Origin of the sequence: Methanosarcina barkeri MS (genome assembly GCF_000970025.1) — an archaeon.
GTDB classification, from domain to species: domain Archaea; phylum Halobacteriota; class Methanosarcinia; order Methanosarcinales; family Methanosarcinaceae; genus Methanosarcina; species Methanosarcina barkeri.
Window position 1 is genome coordinate 3,314,043 of the sequence record NZ_CP009528.1, and the last position, 18,679, is coordinate 3,332,721.

The 18,679-nt window shown below is 39.2% G+C and carries 14 protein-coding genes; 5 read left to right on the top strand and 9 right to left on the bottom strand.

All coding sequences use genetic code 11. From position 1 onward, the window contains the following. Positions 1 to 9: 9 nt before the first annotated feature. Together MSBRM_RS13310 and MSBRM_RS13315 are read left to right on the top strand one after the other, a co-directional pair. Positions 10 to 345, top strand: a complete 336-nt coding sequence (locus MSBRM_RS13310; protein ID WP_052712896.1) for a restriction endonuclease subunit S — start codon at positions 10 to 12, stop codon at positions 343 to 345. Between the two features lie 889 nt (positions 346 to 1,234). Beyond that, positions 1,235 to 1,693 (top strand): Hsp20/alpha crystallin family protein, encoded by a 459-nt coding sequence (locus MSBRM_RS13315; protein ID WP_048123421.1) that lies wholly within the window; start codon positions 1,235 to 1,237, stop codon positions 1,691 to 1,693. A gap of 629 nt (positions 1,694 to 2,322) precedes the next feature. Here the strand turns inward: MSBRM_RS13315 and MSBRM_RS13320 are convergent. Continuing rightward, complete coding sequence (locus MSBRM_RS13320; RefSeq protein WP_048121053.1) at positions 2,323 to 2,916, bottom strand: TIGR00296 family protein; 594 nt, start codon at positions 2,914 to 2,916, stop codon at positions 2,323 to 2,325. A 474-nt stretch (positions 2,917 to 3,390) separates the two neighbouring features. Continuing rightward, the gene (locus MSBRM_RS13330) at positions 3,391 to 4,629 is read right to left on the bottom strand and encodes a phosphoglycerate kinase (protein ID WP_048121056.1); all 1,239 of its coding nucleotides are present in this window, start codon (positions 4,627 to 4,629) and stop codon (positions 3,391 to 3,393) included. A 301-nt stretch (positions 4,630 to 4,930) separates the two neighbouring features. On the opposite strand from MSBRM_RS13330, the gene MSBRM_RS13335 reads away from it, so the two are divergent. The 3 genes from MSBRM_RS13335 (at position 4,931) to MSBRM_RS13345 (ending at position 6,673) form a co-directional block, all read left to right on the top strand. Then, on the top strand, positions 4,931 to 5,476 hold the full coding sequence (locus tag MSBRM_RS13335; RefSeq protein WP_048121058.1) for a uracil-DNA glycosylase: 546 nt from the start codon (positions 4,931 to 4,933) through the stop codon (positions 5,474 to 5,476). A gap of 504 nt (positions 5,477 to 5,980) precedes the next feature. Then, the gene (locus tag MSBRM_RS13340) at positions 5,981 to 6,277 is read left to right on the top strand and encodes an Hsp20/alpha crystallin family protein (RefSeq protein ID WP_048121060.1); all 297 of its coding nucleotides are present in this window, start codon (positions 5,981 to 5,983) and stop codon (positions 6,275 to 6,277) included. A 201-nt stretch (positions 6,278 to 6,478) separates the two neighbouring features. Continuing rightward, a complete protein-coding gene (locus MSBRM_RS13345) occupies positions 6,479 to 6,673 on the top strand; it encodes a 4Fe-4S dicluster domain-containing protein (RefSeq protein ID WP_048121064.1) in 195 nt (64 codons plus the stop codon). A 182-nt stretch (positions 6,674 to 6,855) separates the two neighbouring features. Here MSBRM_RS13345 and MSBRM_RS13350 read toward each other — a convergent pair whose 3' ends face one another. From MSBRM_RS13350 to MSBRM_RS13385, 7 genes are all read right to left on the bottom strand, one after another. Further along, positions 6,856 to 8,568 carry a TolB-like translocation protein gene (locus tag MSBRM_RS13350; protein ID WP_048121069.1) on the bottom strand — a complete coding sequence of 571 codons (1,713 nt, stop codon included), beginning with the start codon at positions 8,566 to 8,568 and terminating at the stop codon, positions 6,856 to 6,858. Between the two features lie 369 nt (positions 8,569 to 8,937). Further along, the gene (locus MSBRM_RS13355; RefSeq protein ID WP_052712897.1) at positions 8,938 to 10,278 is read right to left on the bottom strand and encodes a beta-propeller fold lactonase family protein; all 1,341 of its coding nucleotides are present in this window, start codon (positions 10,276 to 10,278) and stop codon (positions 8,938 to 8,940) included. A 547-nt stretch (positions 10,279 to 10,825) separates the two neighbouring features. Further along, complete coding sequence (locus MSBRM_RS13360) at positions 10,826 to 12,679, bottom strand: S-layer protein domain-containing protein (RefSeq protein ID WP_052712898.1); 1,854 nt, start codon at positions 12,677 to 12,679, stop codon at positions 10,826 to 10,828. Positions 12,680 to 13,105: 426 nt separating this feature from the next. Next, positions 13,106 to 15,283: an S-layer protein domain-containing protein gene (locus tag MSBRM_RS19690; protein ID WP_230628893.1), complete on the bottom strand. Its 2,178-nt coding sequence runs from the start codon at positions 15,281 to 15,283 to the stop codon at positions 13,106 to 13,108. A gap of 83 nt (positions 15,284 to 15,366) precedes the next feature. Beyond that, positions 15,367 to 16,842 carry a HEAT repeat domain-containing protein gene (locus MSBRM_RS13375; protein ID WP_048155975.1) on the bottom strand — a complete coding sequence of 492 codons (1,476 nt, stop codon included), beginning with the start codon at positions 16,840 to 16,842 and terminating at the stop codon, positions 15,367 to 15,369. After that, complete coding sequence (locus tag MSBRM_RS13380) at positions 16,826 to 17,695, bottom strand: hypothetical protein (protein WP_048121072.1); 870 nt, start codon at positions 17,693 to 17,695, stop codon at positions 16,826 to 16,828. The genes MSBRM_RS13375 and MSBRM_RS13380 overlap by 17 nt, the downstream gene beginning before the upstream one ends. Next, positions 17,692 to 18,300 carry a helix-turn-helix transcriptional regulator gene (locus MSBRM_RS13385; protein WP_048121074.1) on the bottom strand — a complete coding sequence of 203 codons (609 nt, stop codon included), beginning with the start codon at positions 18,298 to 18,300 and terminating at the stop codon, positions 17,692 to 17,694. Before MSBRM_RS13385 ends, MSBRM_RS13380 begins: the two co-directional genes overlap by 4 nt. Positions 18,301 to 18,679 lie beyond the last annotated feature (379 nt).

Genomic DNA, 18,679 nt, shown 5'->3' on the forward strand with positions numbered 1-18,679 from the left:
TCCTGAAGAGTGGAAAGTCAAAGAGAGTTAGGAGAAATTTCAGTCAATCTTGACAATAAAAGAGTGCCTTTATCAGCAAAAGAAAGAGAAAAAATGAAGGGAATTTATCCTTATTACGGTGCTCAAGGAATCATAGATCACATAAATGATTATATTTTTGATGGAACTTACTTGCTTGTAGCGGAAGACGATGAAAATCTAAAATCTCACAAGGAAAAAATAGCAACTATTGCAAAAGGAAAATTTTGGGTAAATAACCATGCTCACATAATATCTAATAACGAAAAAAACGATTTGAAATTCTTGTATTATTTCATTAACACAGTTATGTATCAAAGTACCTAACCGGTTCAGTTCAGCCAAAGTTAAATCAAAATAATCTTAATAGAATTCTCATAGTTGAGGATATGCAGCTAATCAAAAATTTAGTGTCACGTGCGGCTGGAATCAATGAATTCCTTGAATAAAGGATTTTAATCTCATTTTTTCTTTTGTGCCTATTTCTGTGACTATTATTATAATGATATTCTTTTTGTAATTTCACGGAATGACCGCTCTCCTTCGTCGAGCGTGACAAGACACATTAAAGACGGCTAAAATAGAGATTTTCTGGTGAAAATTGTCACCTAGTTAGATTTCAATATACATTGAACTAAGAAATTTTCCAGTCACTTTTGCTTTAGAATATTTTTTGTTTTGCTTTAGAATCATTTTTGCCCGAAAATTTTGCAATTTTTCCTGAAATATTCCTGATTTTATAACTATTAAAACCGGAATATGCGAAAATTATAAATACTAAGATTACTATCTATAGGGTAGTAACTTGAGAACAATACTACCCTTACAGAACAATTAAACAAGGACTGTAAGCGCCTACCCCTCAGTTACATAATAGATATCTGCGAACAGACCGAAGGCGAACATGTAACACCTTCAAAAAACAGACTTGTTCCTACCTCCTAAAGAAATGTGAGAGTCTTGAACTCTCATCATCGTGCCTGTAAAAAACGGGTGAGATAAAAACGGACCTCCGCCGTTATTTCTTTCCCGCCATCCAGGCTGTTCTCCGGAGAGATGGATAATAACTGTGTTGGACTAATTTACAGATCAAAAACTGTGAAGAAAAATAAAACCCAGGAAAACTGAAAGAAAAGCAATCCTGAAATCGGGAAAGTCTGAAATTGGGAAAGCTTGCGATCAAGGAAGCCTGGAATTGAGTAACGAGGAATCTGCAATGAAATTTCCAATGAAAAGAACAGACCGTGACATGTATAGCTGGGACCCATTTGATGAGATCAGAAGAATGCAGAACTATATGGAACATATGTTCAGGACTTTTCCTGCACTGGAAAGCCGGTTCGGAAACGAAGCCTTCTCTCCACTAACTGATGTAATGGAAGAAGACGATAAGGTAGTTGTGACAACCGACCTTCCCGGGGTTGACAGGGAAGATGTTGAACTCAATCTAAAGGATAATGTTCTGGTAATCAGTGCAGGGAAAGGAAATGAAGAAGAAGCTGAAAAAGAAGGTTACCTCAGAAAAGAACGGTCTTTCATGCGCTATTACCGCGAGATTCCTCTTCCCGACGGCGTAAATGAAGAAGGAGCAACTGCGCAGCTCAAAAACGGCGTCTTAACTGTCACTCTACCGAAAACAAAACCTGTAACTGGAAAGAAAATCGAGATTGAATAAACCAGCACTCAGGATAAAAATACTCAAACAACGTATCACAATACCGATACCACAATCTACCACAATCCGAATAAGTTGAATTTCAACTTGATTTCAGCCTAAAACTCTCAATCTCTATAAATCACATGCGGACAGACTCAGGAATAAGACTCTGAAAGCCTGCAGGCTGCCCGCAATAAAACGGAAATTCGATATATTGTTTATTTACCTCCTATATTTACCCCCTATATTTACCTCCTATATTTACCTCCTATATTTACCTCCTATATTTACCCCCTATATTTACCCCCTATTTATTAATTGTCTGATTATTTGCTCCCTATTTACTAATTGTTTGATTATTTACTTCCTATTTATTAATTTTCTGAGTATTTACTTCCTATTTATTAATTTTCTGAGTATTTACTTCCTATTTACTAATTTTCTGGTTATTTACTTCCTATTTACTAATTTTCTAATTATTTGCTTCCTGTATATTCTTTCCCAAAAAATTTAATTGCACTATTCATGTTTTAGTTTCGGAACATATTATTTTCGGACTCATAAAGCTCTGAAAACCTGTGTAAGAATTATTCTAAAACGTTTTAAGAAATCAAGAAAGCCGCAAGAGTCCTCATTCACCTGAAGGATTATTCCCCAATGACCTCGCCACATGGTTCTTTTTCCTTGAAAATCTGCCCTTCAAAACAGGAGACTTCGGCTCCTTTGAGCCAAGCGTCAGGCAAAAGGCCGGCTTTCAGGCAGGTATGGCTCAGAAACTCGATAGAATCCATATTATACTCAGGGGCGACCTGAGGAAGCAAAAGTCCCTGACAGTAGCCCTGCTTTACAATAAGTCCATGCTTTCCGATTTCTATGTGCTCAGGAAGCTCTTCTGCAGGAGCATTAATCTTTTCAGGCTGGGTAAGAATTGTTACCTCAACAACTATCTTATCAAGCTCATCTTCTCTCACCGGAGGAAAACGTGGGTCCCGAGTTGCCGCAGAAATTGCAGAATCCATAATTGCGTCCTCAAGTTTCGAATCAGGGAACGGATGTCCTATACAGCCCCTCAGAAGTCCGCTTTCAGTAAGTGTGACAAAAACCCCCCTTTTCTCTCCGAAAACCGGCGAAAACTCAAAATCCAGTTCCTGAGATTCCGGAAGCCTTTCTTCCGAGAGGAACAATTCGATTGATTTCCTTGCAAGTTTGACTGCAGCCCTACCCTCAACGTCTGTAAGCATATTTGAACCAACACCTCAATTTTAATTGAATTTTTGCCTGTAACTCTCTTAATAAATATTCCACCATTACCAATACTACCTGCAAATATTACCAGCATTACCAGTACTAGCTGCAAATACCAGCTATACATTTACCTAAGTTATTAGTATGATAATACTTACGTGGAAGCTAGTATAACATTATGTTCATCGAAGATGGTAAAAGTATATTTTCGGAACTTCACTTTAAAGAAGCCGGAAGATGAAAAGAACTGTTTTAAAAAAGAAAAGCCAGAAAGTCTGGCAGAAGGAAATTTCTAGAAGGAAATTTCTAGAAGGGAACTCAAAGAAGAGAACTCAAAGAAGAGAACTCAAAGAAGAGAACTCAAAGAAGAAAACTCAAAGAAAGGAATTCCAAGAAAGGAATTCCAAGAAAGGAACTCCCAATAGAAAGCTTATTTTCACAGATGTCAGAACTTGCAGGAAACAGAAGGATTAGATTTTCTTAGCTTCCTCATATCTCTTAGCTGCAGCCTTCAGAGCCTCTACACCAGGCAGCTTTACTCCTGAGAGATAATCAATTAATGCCCCGCCACCTGTACTGATGTGAGAGAAACGGTGTGCAAGCCCGAGATGCTCGACTTCTGCCGAAATATGTCCACCGCCAATAATTGAAAACTCGGACTTAGTAGCAGCTTTTATAATCTCGTGCGTTCCAAGAGCAAACTCAGTAACTTCGGAAATCCCTGCAGGGCCGTTTAAGATAACAGTTTTTGCACTTGCGATTTCACTGGTAAAGTCCACAATGGTCTCAAGCCCGATATCGTTTATAGGAAGAGAATTAGAATTAAGTTCCGATACAGGCAATTCGACCCGCTTCTTATTATCGTTTAAAGCCACGTCCCTGGGAAGGCCAACTTTATCTTTGAATTTCGCAAGTATACCTTTTGCTTTTTCGATCTGGTCTTCGTAACCCTGGGATTTGATGAAGTCCATATTCACTTTCCCAATATCTATACCGGATGCCGCAAGTGCCACATTTGCTACTACTCCGGTCAGGAGTACCCGGTCAGCTCCTCCATTTGAAAGCACATTTTCAGCCACATGAAGTGAATCATCAACTTTTGCCCCTCCGAGCACAAAAATAGTTGGTCGCTCCCCTCCTTTGATCCCTCGATCCAGAGATGTGAGCTCCTTTTCCATGACCCTTCCGGCTCCGGTCGGAAGAACTTCTGTAAATCCGACTACGGAAAGTTGAGACCTGTGAGATACAGCAAAAGCGTCATTAAGAAAGATATCCACAAAAGGTGCCAGTTTTTTAACCGGATAGGTTTTTGCCTGTTCTGCTGGAGTTCTTTCGATGCTTTCTTCGGAATAGAACCTTACATTTTCAAGCAGGATGACATCTCCGTTTTCCATAGAAGCAATTCTGGTCTTTGCGTAAGTTCCGAAGATATCATCTACATAAAGAACCTGCTTTCCCAGATATTTGGACATCAAATTAGCATGAGGCTTCATTGTAGTAAAGTCTTTTTTTCCGGGCCTGCTCTGGTGTGCAAGCAAAACAACTTTTGCATCCTCAAGATCCTTCAAGGTGGCAATATGGCTTCGGATCCGCATATCATCCAGAATATTACCCTGTGGATCCATAGGGGAGTTTAGGTCAACCCTTACAAGAATTGTCTTTCCGCGTGTGTCAAAATCATCGATTGTAAGAAAGTCTCTAGAAGTCATACCTCAGCGCACCTTTGTGAATGAGATTTTTATATATATTAGAAAATAAAATTTAACAGCAAATTTTAGAGAATTTTTTTATTATTGAATAATGGTTATGTTTGTCATGGAATTTTTTCCATAAATAAGTTTGTTTGTGTGCAGGTCTCATGAAATGGATTACAAATTTTATATAAAAGCCAGAATTAAAAACTGGCCACAATTTAATAATATATTGGATTACAGAAAAAAATATTAAAGGAGGTAGAAGGCGACGACATATGAAAAGGATAACCGTAGAGATTTTGAAGAAAGAATAAGAATGATGGTGGAAGCCGGATACGAAACTGTTGCAAAGGAGATAATTAAATGCACCCGATGCCCCCTCCATAAAAGTGCAATCAAAAGAGTCATAGGAAAAGGGTCATGTAATCCGAAAGTTTTCTTCATAGGAGAAGCCCCCGGAAAAAGCGAAAATGAAACCGGGATTCCTTTCTATGGCAGGGCAGGAAAAAAACTGGATAAAATGATCGAGTACATGGGGCTTTCCGAAGAAGACTGGATGGTAACAAATACTGTCAAATGCCATCCACCCGAAAACCGAAGACCCAGTACAAACGAGATAGAGTGCTGTAAGCCCTTCCTGCTTTCTCAGATAATCCTACTTAACCCGAAAATCATAATTCTTCTTGGCAATACAGCTGAGAAGTCCTTTTGCCCCGGAAAAAAACTCGAATGGGGAGTCCCTGTGGAACACGAAGGAAGAACAATCCTGAAACTTTACCATCCCGCAGCCCTGATTTATACCTCCTCAAAAAAAGAGGTCCAGCGTGCTTTCATTGACAAAAACCGTGAGCTATGGAGCTGAACATTCCGGTTAACGTCCAAAACCTTGCAAAAAGAGTAGAAAAAACATACTAGCTCGAAAATTGTCAATTAAGAGATATTTACTTCAAAAATCCTGCAATAAAGCTTTTCTACGTCTTTTTTATCCTTCAAAAATTAGAATAACACTCTGAAAAACACAGTCTGAAACGATCTGTGAATCGATATATCGATTCACAAATTATAAATATCGAGATTTTTACTCTAGTAATGGGGTTTGTGCGGCGGTTAGAAACAAGGATTTGAATAAAAAATCGGCATCTAATATCGTAAATTTAAGATTCTGATATCCAGTATCATAGCATTTAAGATTCAAATTTTGTGCCGTAACATCTAATATTCAAATATCTGATGTCAAAGCATCTATATTCCAGAATGAGATTCTGAATACAGATGCCTTAACGCCTTACACTAAACTCCCCGAGATATGAACAAAGTTAGTTTTTTTATGTAGTTTGCCGGAGAAAAAAAATTTGGGAGGGGTAGTATGGCTATGGTGAAAATGTCTCCTGATGTAGTTTCGTGTTCTGATGACAAGGGAAACCTTGAAATCCAGATCAATCTGCCTGGAGTAAAGAAAGAGAATATCGAATTAAAGATGGTTGAAGAAGGCTTTTTCGTAAGAGCGAAAAGAGAAGAGACCGGGGTCGAATATGCCGGGACTTATGCATTCTGCTGCGGGGTTGTTCCTCAAAAAGCAGTTGCTAGATATTGCGATGGAAAACTATTTGTCGTAGTGCCTTACAGGGAAACTTCAGAGACTGTAGACATTGAAATTCAGTAAAGAAATTGTAAACTTGAAATTCAATAAAAGAGACCGTAGACATTGAAATTCAATAAAAGAGACCGTAGACATTGAAATACAGTAAAGAAATTGTAAACTTGAAATTCAGTAAAAGGGCGAAATAACAAAATCGTTATTGATATTAGTATTCGCGCTGCAAATTGAACTTTTAATATGGAAAGAATACGGTGGAGGGAAAAAATGCACCCAGTAATCGACTATAAAAAGTGTACCGGAGCTCTTGCCTGCTACGAAGTTTGCCCCGCAGACGTTTTTGATATAGAGGAAATTGAGAGAGTGAAAAAGGCAGTTGTAGCCCGCCCGGAAAATTGCATCGAGTGCAACCAGTGTGTGGAAGCCTGCCCTGAAGATGCCATCGAACTTGTTGAAGATTAAGCTGAGTAATTTAAGCTGAGTAATCTCCTGAGAATCCTCATAGGTGATACCGGAAAAAGTTATTTTTTTGCACAGGTTCAAATCTGTTATAAGATCCCTATTTATCTATACTCCAGGAACCGACACCTCTTGTCAGTTCATCCAAGTACAGGCAAAAAATGTAAGAAGAAAAAGCAAGTAGATTACTTGCTTTTTTCCTCATTCTCAGTAACCTGTGAGGTATTTATAGAGCTGGATTTATTGCTCTGGACATTATCAACAGTGCCGGACTCTTCACTCTCTATAATTTCCTTCACAGGCATATTTTTCCAGATAGAAGAAGAGTTCGTCGCATTAAATTCTACAAGAGAACTTTCTTTATACTCCCAGTCACTCTCTGAAGAAAATATAATAGACCTTATAGTAAGCCGTTCTCCATTGGGACTCCACTCTCTTAAGATGTCATGTCTACCTTTTATTGTAGGCGTTATCTGAGTAAGGTTAGAACCATCAGAGTTGACAACAAATAAAGGAGCTGCAATGTTCTTACATTTTGAAGGGCCCGGCTCATTTTCAATTATCTTTCCGGTATCAGGGTAAAGGGCAGATGTGAACACTATAAGATCTCCAGACGGGCTTATCGAAAATTTTTTAGCTTCGTCGAGAGGGTCACAGAATAAATCCCAGAAATAAGAGGATGTAAGTCCGAAACTGGTTATGAAGGTCAGGTTAGTTCCATCGACATTGATTGAATATAGTTTATTTTTACCTTCAACGAATAATATTTTCTTTCCATCAGGAACCCATTGAGGTTCGCTGGCATTACCCTTATACAAAAGAGACTTTTTATTTTCGTTTCCCTCTACGAGATAGAGATTACCATTTTGATTTACCAGAAGACATGAACCGTTTGGCTGCCAGTATTCTTTTGTCAAGATACGTTGTTCGGTACCATCGTAATAGGAAATTTTTCCTTTCAATTCCGAACCGTCAGTGTTAGATATATAGGTCTGCAAATCGAAGCTTCCTGGCAGTCCAGAAACCAGGAGTATTTTTTTCCTGTCAGGACTGAGTGAAAAAGCACAGTATTTTTCATCATTATCTTCCGGCTGGAAAGTCTGAATTAAATCCCCACTCTCGTTGATAAGATCTACAGATCCTTCATCTGTAGTAATGAAGATTTTGTCAGAATCATACCAGACAGGCTGTGGATATGTAGCTGAAGAAAGTTCACGGGCATTTGTACCATTTCTGCTTGCAGTATACACTTTAGTAGAATGGTTTTCTGGGTTTTCCCATTCAAACGTGATTTTACTGGAATCAGGACTCCATTTAAGCTTTCTCTGAAAACCAATATTCCCAATGTTTTCTAATATGCTTGAAAGGTCCGTGTAGTTGGTGCCTATACATTTTAAATTCGTACCATCGGGATTGCAAATAACAAAACAATAGCCAGTGTTTGTTCGTTCAACCTTTGAAACTCCAAAATAGATCTTGTCCCCAGATGGAGACCACTCTGCCCCGGGTATGGAATAACTGTTAAACTCTTTTACTCCATAATCGATTTCACCCAATGTACGGGATTTCGTGTCTAAGAGATAGTGCCTGTGAATACTATGTGAAAGAGAAATCGATTTGGAAGAGGTTATCAGCAGGTATTGTCCATCAGGGCTCCATGATGCATAACTTACTGAGAATCCTTCTTCTTTAGGAAGAATTTCTTCAAACTGCATAACTTTAAGCTGTGTATTGTTAAGCTGTGTATTGTTAAGCTGTGTATTGTTAAGCTGTGTATTGTTAAACTGTGTATTGTTAAGCTGTGTAACATTAGAATTTTGATCTTCTGATACCGGGCTTGTGAATGCTATACCTGTAGAAAGTAATAATAACATCGTAATTAATATACTTTTTAACATTTAGAATCCCATCCAAGCTTGTTTATTTATAAATAACTTTGTTACAAAAATTACTTGATGTTGTCTGATTATGCATTTCTTCTGAAAATTAATGGAATAAATTTTCAAATGTATCAATCACTTCCATTTATACTCGAATCATGTCGAAAGATTCCTCTAAGCAGGCTTTCAGCTAGAAAAATTTTCTAAAAAGTTTTGGTTCAATTTCCGAAAGTTGGAAGCACGATATAGCAAATGACCCGATTTTATAAGTATAAAAATATTTTTTAAGTTTAATTTAAGAATGATTGAAAAGCAAGAGAGAAAAGTCAAATCCTCCTTGCTTAGAATTGCTGGGTTAAATCAAGATGTATCAACATAATCGCGTCATTAATTCTTCTTTTTAACAAATGCAACTGCCCCTAATACTGCTACAAGTACCCAAATAGAGTTTAGAAAAGGAATTGATGCTTGAGTAGGGACAGATTCTCTTTTCTGCTTATCCGCTGTTCCTCCATTTGCTGTCATCCTGGTATCATTTGTCTGGTTTTCGGTTTGATATACAGGGTTTAAGAAAGAAGTACCATTTAATCCAATAGTAGAACTGGATTTTATTACCGGACCAATCCCCACAGCAGTAGGGGATCTTCCTACGGGCACCGTAGTATTAACTTTGTTTGTGGCTGTGTCAATTATAGAAGTAGTGTTGCTCCCATAGTTCACTACATAAACCTCATTTCCATCTGGGGTGACTGCAACTTCGTAAGGGTAATTTCCTACACTTACTCTGGCTATAACCTCGTTTTTGGTTGTGTCAATAACATCAACAGCACCTGTATGTGAAGTTGCATCAATATTACCTTTACCTGAATATCCACCAGGTATATCTATCGCTACGTATGCTCTCGTTCCATTAGGACTGACTGCAATTTCATGTGGCAAGTTTCCCACATTTACTGTGGCTTTAACATTATTTGTTGCCGTGTCAATTACAGAAACAGTACCTTTGTAGTAAGGATAACTATTGGAGTTAACAACATACACCTTTGTTCCATCCGGACTGACTGCAATTCCATGTGGATTTTTTTCCACATTTACTGTCGCTGTAACATTGTTTGTTGCTGTGTCAATTACAGAAACATTACCCTGGTAGTCAGGAGGAATGCCGGAGGTCACAGCATATACCTTTTTTCCGTCCGGAGACACTGCAATTTTGTAAGGCAAGTTTCCTACTTTTACTGTGGCTGTAACATTGTTTGTTGCCGTGTCAATTACAGAGATAGTGTTGCTTGCAGTGTTCGCAACATACACCTTTGTTCCATCTGGACTGACTGCAACCCCCCAGGGATAGCTTCCTACGTATACTGTGTCTATTACCTGATTTTTGACTGCGTCAATTACAGAGACACTGTTGCTCATACAGTTTGTCACATATACTCTTGTTCCGTCCGGACTGACTGCAGCTCCTGAGGGCTCGATTCCCACATTCACCGTAGCTGTAACAGTATCTGTAGCAGTGTCAATTACAGAAACACTGTTACTCTCTAAGTTTGCAATATATGCGAATGGTGATGCACCTGCGACACTCACCAGTGTTAAAACCGTAAGTGCCGCTATTTCAAAAGCTTTTAAGATGTTACATCCCCTGCGTGCTTTATTAGATATTTCAATAGATGAGGATGAAAACGAAAAAGTGGAAATCGGTATCATTGATATAACTTTACTTTTCATCATTTTCCCCGCTCAGCGTTTGTCTAACGATAGTGATGTGACTTAACATTAACAATTAATTTCTGCAGTTTAATGAATATACATATCTTCTTCTGCTATAACCTGAGTTCCACTTTTATAAACGCATAAACTTCTCATGATATCGAATTATGCTAATTTTTAAGCAAATAAACTTCAGGCTCTAACTTTAGAATCAAATCATCTGACTATTAGACTTATGAAATTCGATTGAGATCTTGAAACTTGGGAACTCAGGATGTAACTCTTTATGATGTTTTTCAGTGTATCGATTCCAAAACACCTTCACGGACTTGAAATTTTAAATTTATTCATTAACAATGAATTTTTTCAATGATGGACTAGTTCTGGAATCAATACATTAATTCGTCTTTAAGGTGGGTAATGTTTGTTTTTTAAGGTGGGTAATGTTTGTTTTTTAAGATGGGTAATGTTTGTTTTTAGGGTGGGTAATGTTTGTTTTTAGGGTGGGTAATGTTTGTTTTTTAAGGTGGGTAATGTTTGTTTTTAGGGTGGGTGGTGCAGGTAGTTAGCTATTTGAGATTTTTCTGAAAACAAGGCTTCCTAGGTTAGATTTATTTACTCCACTAACGATTTTTTCAAGTGTGAATCCTCCGATTTTATCCCCAATTTTGAGGGTTCTGACATTTGAATAGTCAATCAGCCAGATCCCGTCAATCTGGACAACACTGTTGTTTCCACTTTGATAGACGTTACTAACATGGACTTTCAGGACAGGAACATTGTCTTCACCTTGAATTTTGTCAAGGTAGCAAGTCCAATTCTCACCAGTTGAAAGGATAGTATCATCTACATATTTTCCATTTTTATAGAATTCAAGCCAAACCTTCTTACCGGCAACGTCAACCTGCTTGGCCTTGATACTGTAGTCCTGGCCGAGACCAAGTTTACTGCCGGCCTTCAGGGTGAATTTGTCACCGCTGTCAAGAACGAGCCTAGCAAGCTTGTCAACATGACATTTCCAGATTGGATCGCAATCGACAAACAGTGGAACATTCTTATCTCCAAGCAAATTGATTAAGGGGTATTGCTCATTAGACCAGCTATTACACTCATAACTGGTACTGACAACATTACAGTTTACAGGAGATTCCGTAGCATTTTTGAAAATAAGGCTTCCAAGGTTAGACGAATTTGTTCCATTGATGATTTGCTGAAGTGTGAGTCCTCCGATTTCATCTCCAATGTTAAGAGTTCTGGCATTTGCATAATCAATCAGCCAGATCCCGTCGATAAAAACGATGCAGTTTTCCACACCTACGAATAACTGTTTGACGTGGACTTTCATGACAACAATATTATTTTCACCCTGAACGTTGTCAAGAGTAACAGTCCATGTCTTGTTTTCATCACTAGTATTAACGGAGAGATTTTGATCTGCTATGTGTTGTCCGTCTTTAGTGAATTCTAGCCAGACTTTCTCACTATCAATATCGATCTGTCTGACTTTGAGAGCGTAACCATTTCCAAAGTCAAATTTTTCGCCGTTTTTGAGAGTGTAAGTCTCATTACTATCAACCATTAATCTGGCAAGCTTGTCAACATGTGATTGCCAGATTGAATCATTATTGGCTAGCAAGGGAACATTCGTCTCCCCAAACAAATCAATTACTGGGTATCGTTCATTAGACCAACTACTGCATTTATAGCTGGTACTGACAACATTACAACTTACAGGAGATTTCGTAGCATTTTTGAAAATAAGGCTTCCCAGATTAGACGAATTTGTTCCATTGATGATTTGCTGAAGTGTGAATCCTCCGATTTCATCTCCAATGTTAAGAGTTCTGGCATTTGCATAGTCAATTAGCCAGATACCTTCAATCTGAACGATATTGTCTACTGCCCCCGCAAATAGCTGATTGACATAAATTTTCATGACAACAATATTGTTTTCACCCTGAATATTGTCAAGGGCAACAGTCCATGTCTTGTTGCTATCAGTATTAACCGAGACAATTTGATCAGCAATATATTTCCCATTCCTGGTAAATTCAAGCCAAACCTTCATTCCATCAATGTCAATCTGCTTGACTTCAAGAGCATATCCCTGACCAAGGTCGAGCTTTTCGCCCTCTTTGAGGGTATAAGTTTCGTTACTGTCAAGAATCAACCTGGTAAGCTTGTTAATATGTGCATTCCAGATATTACAGTGGTTAGCAAGCAATGGAACATTTTTCTCCCCAAATAAATCAATTACTGGATATTGTTCGTTAGACCAACTACTGCATTTATAATGGGTGCTGACAACATTACAAATAGTATCTTTACTGCAATTATTGTCTGTTGCACCTCCGGTGTTTAGTGTTATTGAAATTAATAGAGTAAGAGCAACCAGTGCAATTACTTTATATTTTTTCATTTTACTGTTCCTCCTTGTTCCTGCTACTTGCAGGTCATTAAGCCGTCCTCTGGACTTTAATTCGTCCAGGGTGAATTAACTATACTCAGTTTTTTAGTAGTTTATTGGATCTTCAAAATCTAGCATAGTTTCCACTAATCGTTGACCGTTATCGATCAAAAACTAGGAAAACAATATAATGTCTTTCGACAAGACCCAAATTTTATTGCTAGACCAATAAAAACATGAAGTAAAGAAATTGGGCTCTGTAGAAATTTTCATGGAGCAGTCTTAATATACCTGTGACTGAGATATGGACTGAATTTTCGATAATTTAAGGCGATCCGTTTCTGTCTATTTAAAGAGGATTTCTACAAAGCTGGAAATTGTCTGTGGATTTTTCATTAGAACGTGGCATTTGATGCTTTTGTAGAACTGAGTTATTCTTCATTGAAATTTGCTTGTGATAAAATTCAAGAAGTCCAAATGCCATGGAGTGGATAGGCCTGTATTCTTGTTAGTGGATACACCCGTTTCCTCTTTGGAGATAAGTGAAGAAGAATCAGCAGCTTGAGTTTTCTTGAAAGCAAGACTTCCCAGGTTAGATGAGTTTGTCCCGCTAACTATTTTTTCAAGCGTGGATTCCCCGATTTCATCCCCGATTTTAAGAGTTCTGGCATTTGCATAATCAATTAGCCAGATCCCGTCAATCTGAACAATACTGTCTTTCCCGTCCTGATAGACTTTGCTAACATAGACTTTCAGGACAGGAATATTGTCTTCGCCTTGAATATCGTCACGTAAACAAGTCCAATAATGCTCATTGGGCTCAGTTAAAATGATATCGTCATCTACATATTTTCCATCTTTATCGAATTCAATCAAAGCCCTATCTCCATCAACGTCGATTTGCTTGATCTGGAGACTGTAGCCCTGGCCGAGATCGAGTTTTTCACCGGTCTTCAGGAGATGTTTCTTATCGCTATCAAGAACGAGTTTAGCAAGCTTATCAACATGACATTGCCAGATTGGGTTATTATGAGGCTCCCATGCTGAGCCGTAACTGGCAAGCAACGGGATATACTTATCTCCAAATAGATTGATTGATGGGTACTGATTAGACCAGCTGTCACATTTATAATTAGTACCAACAACATTACAACTTATAGAAGATCCTGTAGCATTTTTAAAAACAAGGCTCCCCTGGTTAGAGATATTCTCTCCGCTGATTATTTCTTCAAGTGTAAATTCTCCTATTTTATCTCCGATTTTAAGGGTTCTGACATTTAAATAGTCAGTGAGCCAGATTCCGTCAATCACGACATCACTATATTGAAGGATATTATTTTCTACAAATCCGCCTACGTTGCCAATATGAACTCTCATGACAATAACATCATTTTCGCCCGGAATATTATTGTCAAGAGTAACATTCCATGTTGTATTCTTGTCATTATCGATTGTAACTATTCGATCATCAATATATTTTCCGTCCTTTGTGAACTCGAGCCATGCTTGCTTATTGGGTATACTTATCTGCTTGGCTTCGAGAGCGTAGCCCTGACCGAGATCGAGTTTTTCACCGTCTTTGAGAACGTGACGTTCATTACTGTCAAGAATCAACTTGGAAAGCTTGTTAACATGTGCATCCCAGATACTTCCATTAGTGGTAAACAGCGGAACATATTTATCGCCAAATAAGTCGATTACTGGATACTGTTCATTAGATACCCATTTATAACTGGTACTAACAACATTACAAACATCGGTTATATTGCTTACATTGTCTGCTGTATTTGCTATGTCTTCTGTACTTGCAATATCTGCTGTATTTGCTATGTCTTCTGTACTTGCAGTGTCTGCTGTGTTTGCAGTGTCTACTGCTACATTAGACCAGCCGTCGCATTTATAATTGGTACCGACAACATTACAAACTAATGAAGATCCCGTAGTATTTTCAAAAACAAGACTTCCCATGCTAGAAGTATTTACTCCGCTGACGATTTTCTCAAGAGTGAATTCTCCTATTTTATCTCCTACCTTGAGAGTCGTGGCATTTGTATAGTCAGTCAACCAGATGCCGTCGATCCAAACGACTCTGGTTTCCGCACCCACAAATATATTCTTAATATGAACTTTCATGACAACGATGTTATTTTCACCCTGAACATTGTCAAGGGTAACAGTCCATGTCCTATTGCCTTCATTACTGGCTGAGACTATTTGGTCAGTAATATATTTTCCATCCTTACTGAACTCAAACCATAGTTCCTCATTGTTAATATTAATCTGTTTGGCTTCAAGAGCGTATCCATTGCTGAGATCGAGTTTTTCACCGTCTTTGAGGGTGTAAGTCTCATTATTGTCAAGAATCAACTTGGCAAGTTTGTTAACATGTATATTCCCAATACTTCCATTAGTGGTAAACAGCGGAACATATTTATCTCCAAATAAATCGATTACCGGATATTGTTCGTTAGACCAACTCTCGCTTTTATAATCGGCGCCGGCTACATCATAAACATTGGTTATACTGCTTGTATTGTCTGCTGCATTTGCAGTGTCTGCTGATACTGCAAGTAAGAGAGTGAGAGTAACCAGTAAAACTGCTGTATGTTTCTTCATTTTATTGTTTCCTCCATATTCCTAACGATTCCACTTCAAAACTTATTCCATTCATTCCATATTTTCACAATCCAAATATATTATTAATAAAAAGAGGAGGCATTCACTGTTCCACCTCCCTTAAGTATCATCAATCCTTTCTCTGCAGAATTCCTTACGTATTTATACTCGTCTTTATCGGTGCCGATCCGGCTCAAACAGTTGATGGCTTCTGGTCCTCCCAGTATCCCAAGAGCTTGAACTTCCGAGATTCTGACATCCGACTCTCTTTCGGTCTCAAGGGCCTTAATGATAGGCTCAACAGCCTTCCTATCGCCAAGTGATCCAAGAGATGTTGCCGCACTTTTTCTTACTCCCAAATTTTCGTCCCCAAGCAAGGGAATAAGAGGATCGACCGCCCGGGTGTCCCCGACTTCCCTAAGAGAATAAACAATTTCCATTCTTATATGCCAGTTTTCATTTCCAAGAGCGGCAATAAGAGCGTCTGCAGCCTCAGGATTTTTATATCTCGCCAGGGAATAGATAGCAGTCTCGCAGAGAGAAGAATTATTAGACTGAATGAGCTCTGCAAGGAGTGGTATCGCTTTTTTGCTCTCAATACGTCCAAGAGAACCAGCAGCAGCTGCCTGTACCTTGACGTTGCTATCTTCAAGAGAATGAATTAGGGGCTGCTCGGTCTGGGCAATTTCCTCAGACTCATTAAAATGACCCAAAGCGTAAGCAGCTCCTATGCGCACTTCTGGAACCTGGTCATTCAGCATCCGAACCAGAATAGGAACAGCAGCAGGGTCCTGAATATTCTCATATACAGCTACGGCGTTAGTCCGGGTTGTAGGATTTTTGCTGCCCAGCAGTTTAATGAGTTTTCCGAACACATATTCCCCTTTAATACGACCAAGACTGGAAGCTGCAGAACTCCCAACTTCTTTATCAGCTAATAGATCCAGGAGGGTATCAACTGCCCGCGGATCTCCAGTATCTCCAAGAGCAAATACAGCCTCAGAGCGTATATTCGAATTGCCATCATAGCTTATACTAGCATCATCGCGTTTCAGAACCTCACAAAGAGGTTCAGTAGCCCTGGGATCTTTCAACATTCCAAGTGCAATTACCGTATAGCGAACGACCTCTCCGTTTTCGTCCTTCAAAAGCTCAATAAGGGGCTCAACAGCTTCAGTGGCTTGAAGTTCGCCAAGTGAAAAAGCTGCATTCATACGAACTTCCGGAACCGGGTCCTTCAGAGCTGTTATTAGCGAATTTGTAGCCTTTTTGTCACCTATTATTCCAAGATCCTGAGCAGCAAGGCTTCGAACCTGTGGATTATCGTCTTTTAAAGCTTTTATAAGAGGGTCTACTGCAGGTTCCCCGATCGCCCAAAGTTCATTAGCTGAACCCGAACTGACTCTTTCGTCCTCATCTCCGAGACCCTGAATTAGTGTATTCACCCGGGCCTCTACCGGATCCTTCTCAAAACAGCCAGCACAGATTCCGAAAAGCAAAAACATAAGAACCAAAAGTTTTGCGCTCTTGAAACTGAAAAGCTCATATCTTTTTATCATATGCTTCACCTGCCTCTTCCTGAGCCGGAATATGCAATTCGGCAGATGTTACCTGATCCTGCCATCGAGATGTTACATTCAGCAGGAAGCGATCCCCGTTTTCCCCGACAATCACATTCGGGATAGGCTTATATAAATCTCCTGAGGGTTTACCGTGCGCAATTTCCACAATTGCATATGGATAACCCGGCCAGGCTCTGAGGGCACTTTTATCCTGTCCTCCCACGGAATAAAACTCGGAAGACGTAAACACAATTTTTCCTGTTCTTTCGTTTGTTACTGTTAAGTTAGTACTCACTTTGTCTGCAGAGCTCAGCCCGTAATTTAGGAGATAGCCATAAACCCTGTAAACATCAGAAGTGTTTATGTGCTCCATTTCATCCTCCAGTTTCAAGTGTAGTTCGGGAAGCGGGATATTTACAAGATAAGTGTCTTCATCCAGAAGTCTGCCATTCTGAACAACCCTAACCTTTACAGGGTATTCCCCTGGAAGCTTATATCCAAGCCATACACTGACCGAGTTATTTCCATGAACAAGTTTTATCGGCTTCTGAAGAGAAACTGATCCTTCATCCCATGGATTTGTAGAATTATCGGAAATTATCAGCCTTGATGTTGAGTAGCTCGTCCCATTTTCGTCCACAAAAGCATTTTCAATCTCAAGCCACACATCCACGGACTTTAAACCGTTATTTTGAAGCGTTATGTTCAGCTTTCCAGGGTCACCGGCCCCAAAAGGAGAAGCATGCATATCAACTATTTTTACATCGGCCCCATTTCCATAGTACCATGACCCTCCCAGAATCAGGACCAGTAAAACAACTGAAATCGAAATAAGAGCACTTTTCTTCATTTCATTTCACCCCTCATCCCGACGTTATCCTTAAGCTCATCAGCTATCGAAATGCAATTTGTAAGCCCGTACTTTTTCTTTGTTATTATGCCTCTCCTTTCCAGGTTCATGAGAACTCGAGAAACTTTGGCCTTGGAAAAGTCGAGAGAATTTACGAGTTCATTCTGGAGAATTCTTCCTCCTTTTGCTACAATCAGTTCAATGGCTTTCCTTTCATCTCCTTCAAGGGCTCGCAAAAGGACATCTGTGGGGTCGATGTTATCCCTGGGCAGGGTTTCCTCAACAGGGTCATTTTCATGCGAAACCTCAAAAATCTTCTCTGGATCTTTCTCTGTGATAACATTGAGAGCAACTACCTGTGCTTCCTTTCCGGTTATCGAAAGCTCAGAGCCTTGAACCCCCATGGACCGCAAAACCTGAGCCAGCGCCAGACCTCCAAAAAACCCGGAAAAAAGGAGAATATACGCCTCTTTTACAGTATACACGTACGGGATATCCACAACCTTGAACGTATCTCCTTCAAGCTGGATTACCACTGGTGAATCCTCAAGTAGGAGATTAATAGCTACAGTGCTCGAAATAAGCAGGATACCCACAGCCAGCATGAGTCTTTTCCGTTCCTGGGTCGTCTCACCACCTCATTTATTACTCCTAGTATGTAAGAAACAAATGTTATAATTTGAGTATGACCAGACCTGAAACGTCTCAGAATTTTGCAACCACTGCCAACTGATGACGAAAACAGCTTTTCCTAAATTTTTGGAAAAAACTTGAAAAATGGACTGCAAGACTTTTAAAAAAACTACTTGACCGCAAGACTTTTAAAAAAAGGCTTGACCGAAAACCCTGGCAATGTTTGAATTTGAGGAACTTATTCCCAACCCTATCGGCGTGATCAACAGGCTCAACGGTTGTGGCACAACCCTTTTAAAAAAAGGCTTGACCGAAAAACCAAGCAACTAAATGGTCGGCGTGATCACAATC

Coding starts and splice junctions, on each gene's coding strand:
- MSBRM_RS13375 (WP_048155975.1), bottom strand. CDS start 16,842: ATGATAAAAAGATATGAGCTTTTCAGTTTCAAGAGCGCAAAACTTTTG.
- MSBRM_RS13335 (WP_048121058.1), top strand. CDS start 4,931: ATGATGGTGGAAGCCGGATACGAAACTGTTGCAAAGGAGATAATTAAA.
- MSBRM_RS13385 (WP_048121074.1), bottom strand. CDS start 18,300: ATGCTGGCTGTGGGTATCCTGCTTATTTCGAGCACTGTAGCTATTAAT.
- MSBRM_RS19690 (WP_230628893.1), bottom strand. CDS start 15,283: ATGAAGAAACATACAGCAGTTTTACTGGTTACTCTCACTCTCTTACTT.
- MSBRM_RS13330 (WP_048121056.1), bottom strand. CDS start 4,629: ATGACTTCTAGAGACTTTCTTACAATCGATGATTTTGACACACGCGGA.
- MSBRM_RS13350 (WP_048121069.1), bottom strand. CDS start 8,568: ATGTTAAAAAGTATATTAATTACGATGTTATTATTACTTTCTACAGGT.
- MSBRM_RS13320 (WP_048121053.1), bottom strand. CDS start 2,916: ATGCTTACAGACGTTGAGGGTAGGGCTGCAGTCAAACTTGCAAGGAAA.
- MSBRM_RS13340 (WP_048121060.1), top strand. CDS start 5,981: ATGGCTATGGTGAAAATGTCTCCTGATGTAGTTTCGTGTTCTGATGAC.
- MSBRM_RS13360 (WP_052712898.1), bottom strand. CDS start 12,679: ATGAAAAAATATAAAGTAATTGCACTGGTTGCTCTTACTCTATTAATT.
- MSBRM_RS13355 (WP_052712897.1), bottom strand. CDS start 10,278: ATGAAAAGTAAAGTTATATCAATGATACCGATTTCCACTTTTTCGTTT.
- MSBRM_RS13380 (WP_048121072.1), bottom strand. CDS start 17,695: ATGAAGAAAAGTGCTCTTATTTCGATTTCAGTTGTTTTACTGGTCCTG.
- MSBRM_RS13345 (WP_048121064.1), top strand. CDS start 6,479: ATGCACCCAGTAATCGACTATAAAAAGTGTACCGGAGCTCTTGCCTGC.
- MSBRM_RS13315 (WP_048123421.1), top strand. CDS start 1,235: ATGAAATTTCCAATGAAAAGAACAGACCGTGACATGTATAGCTGGGAC.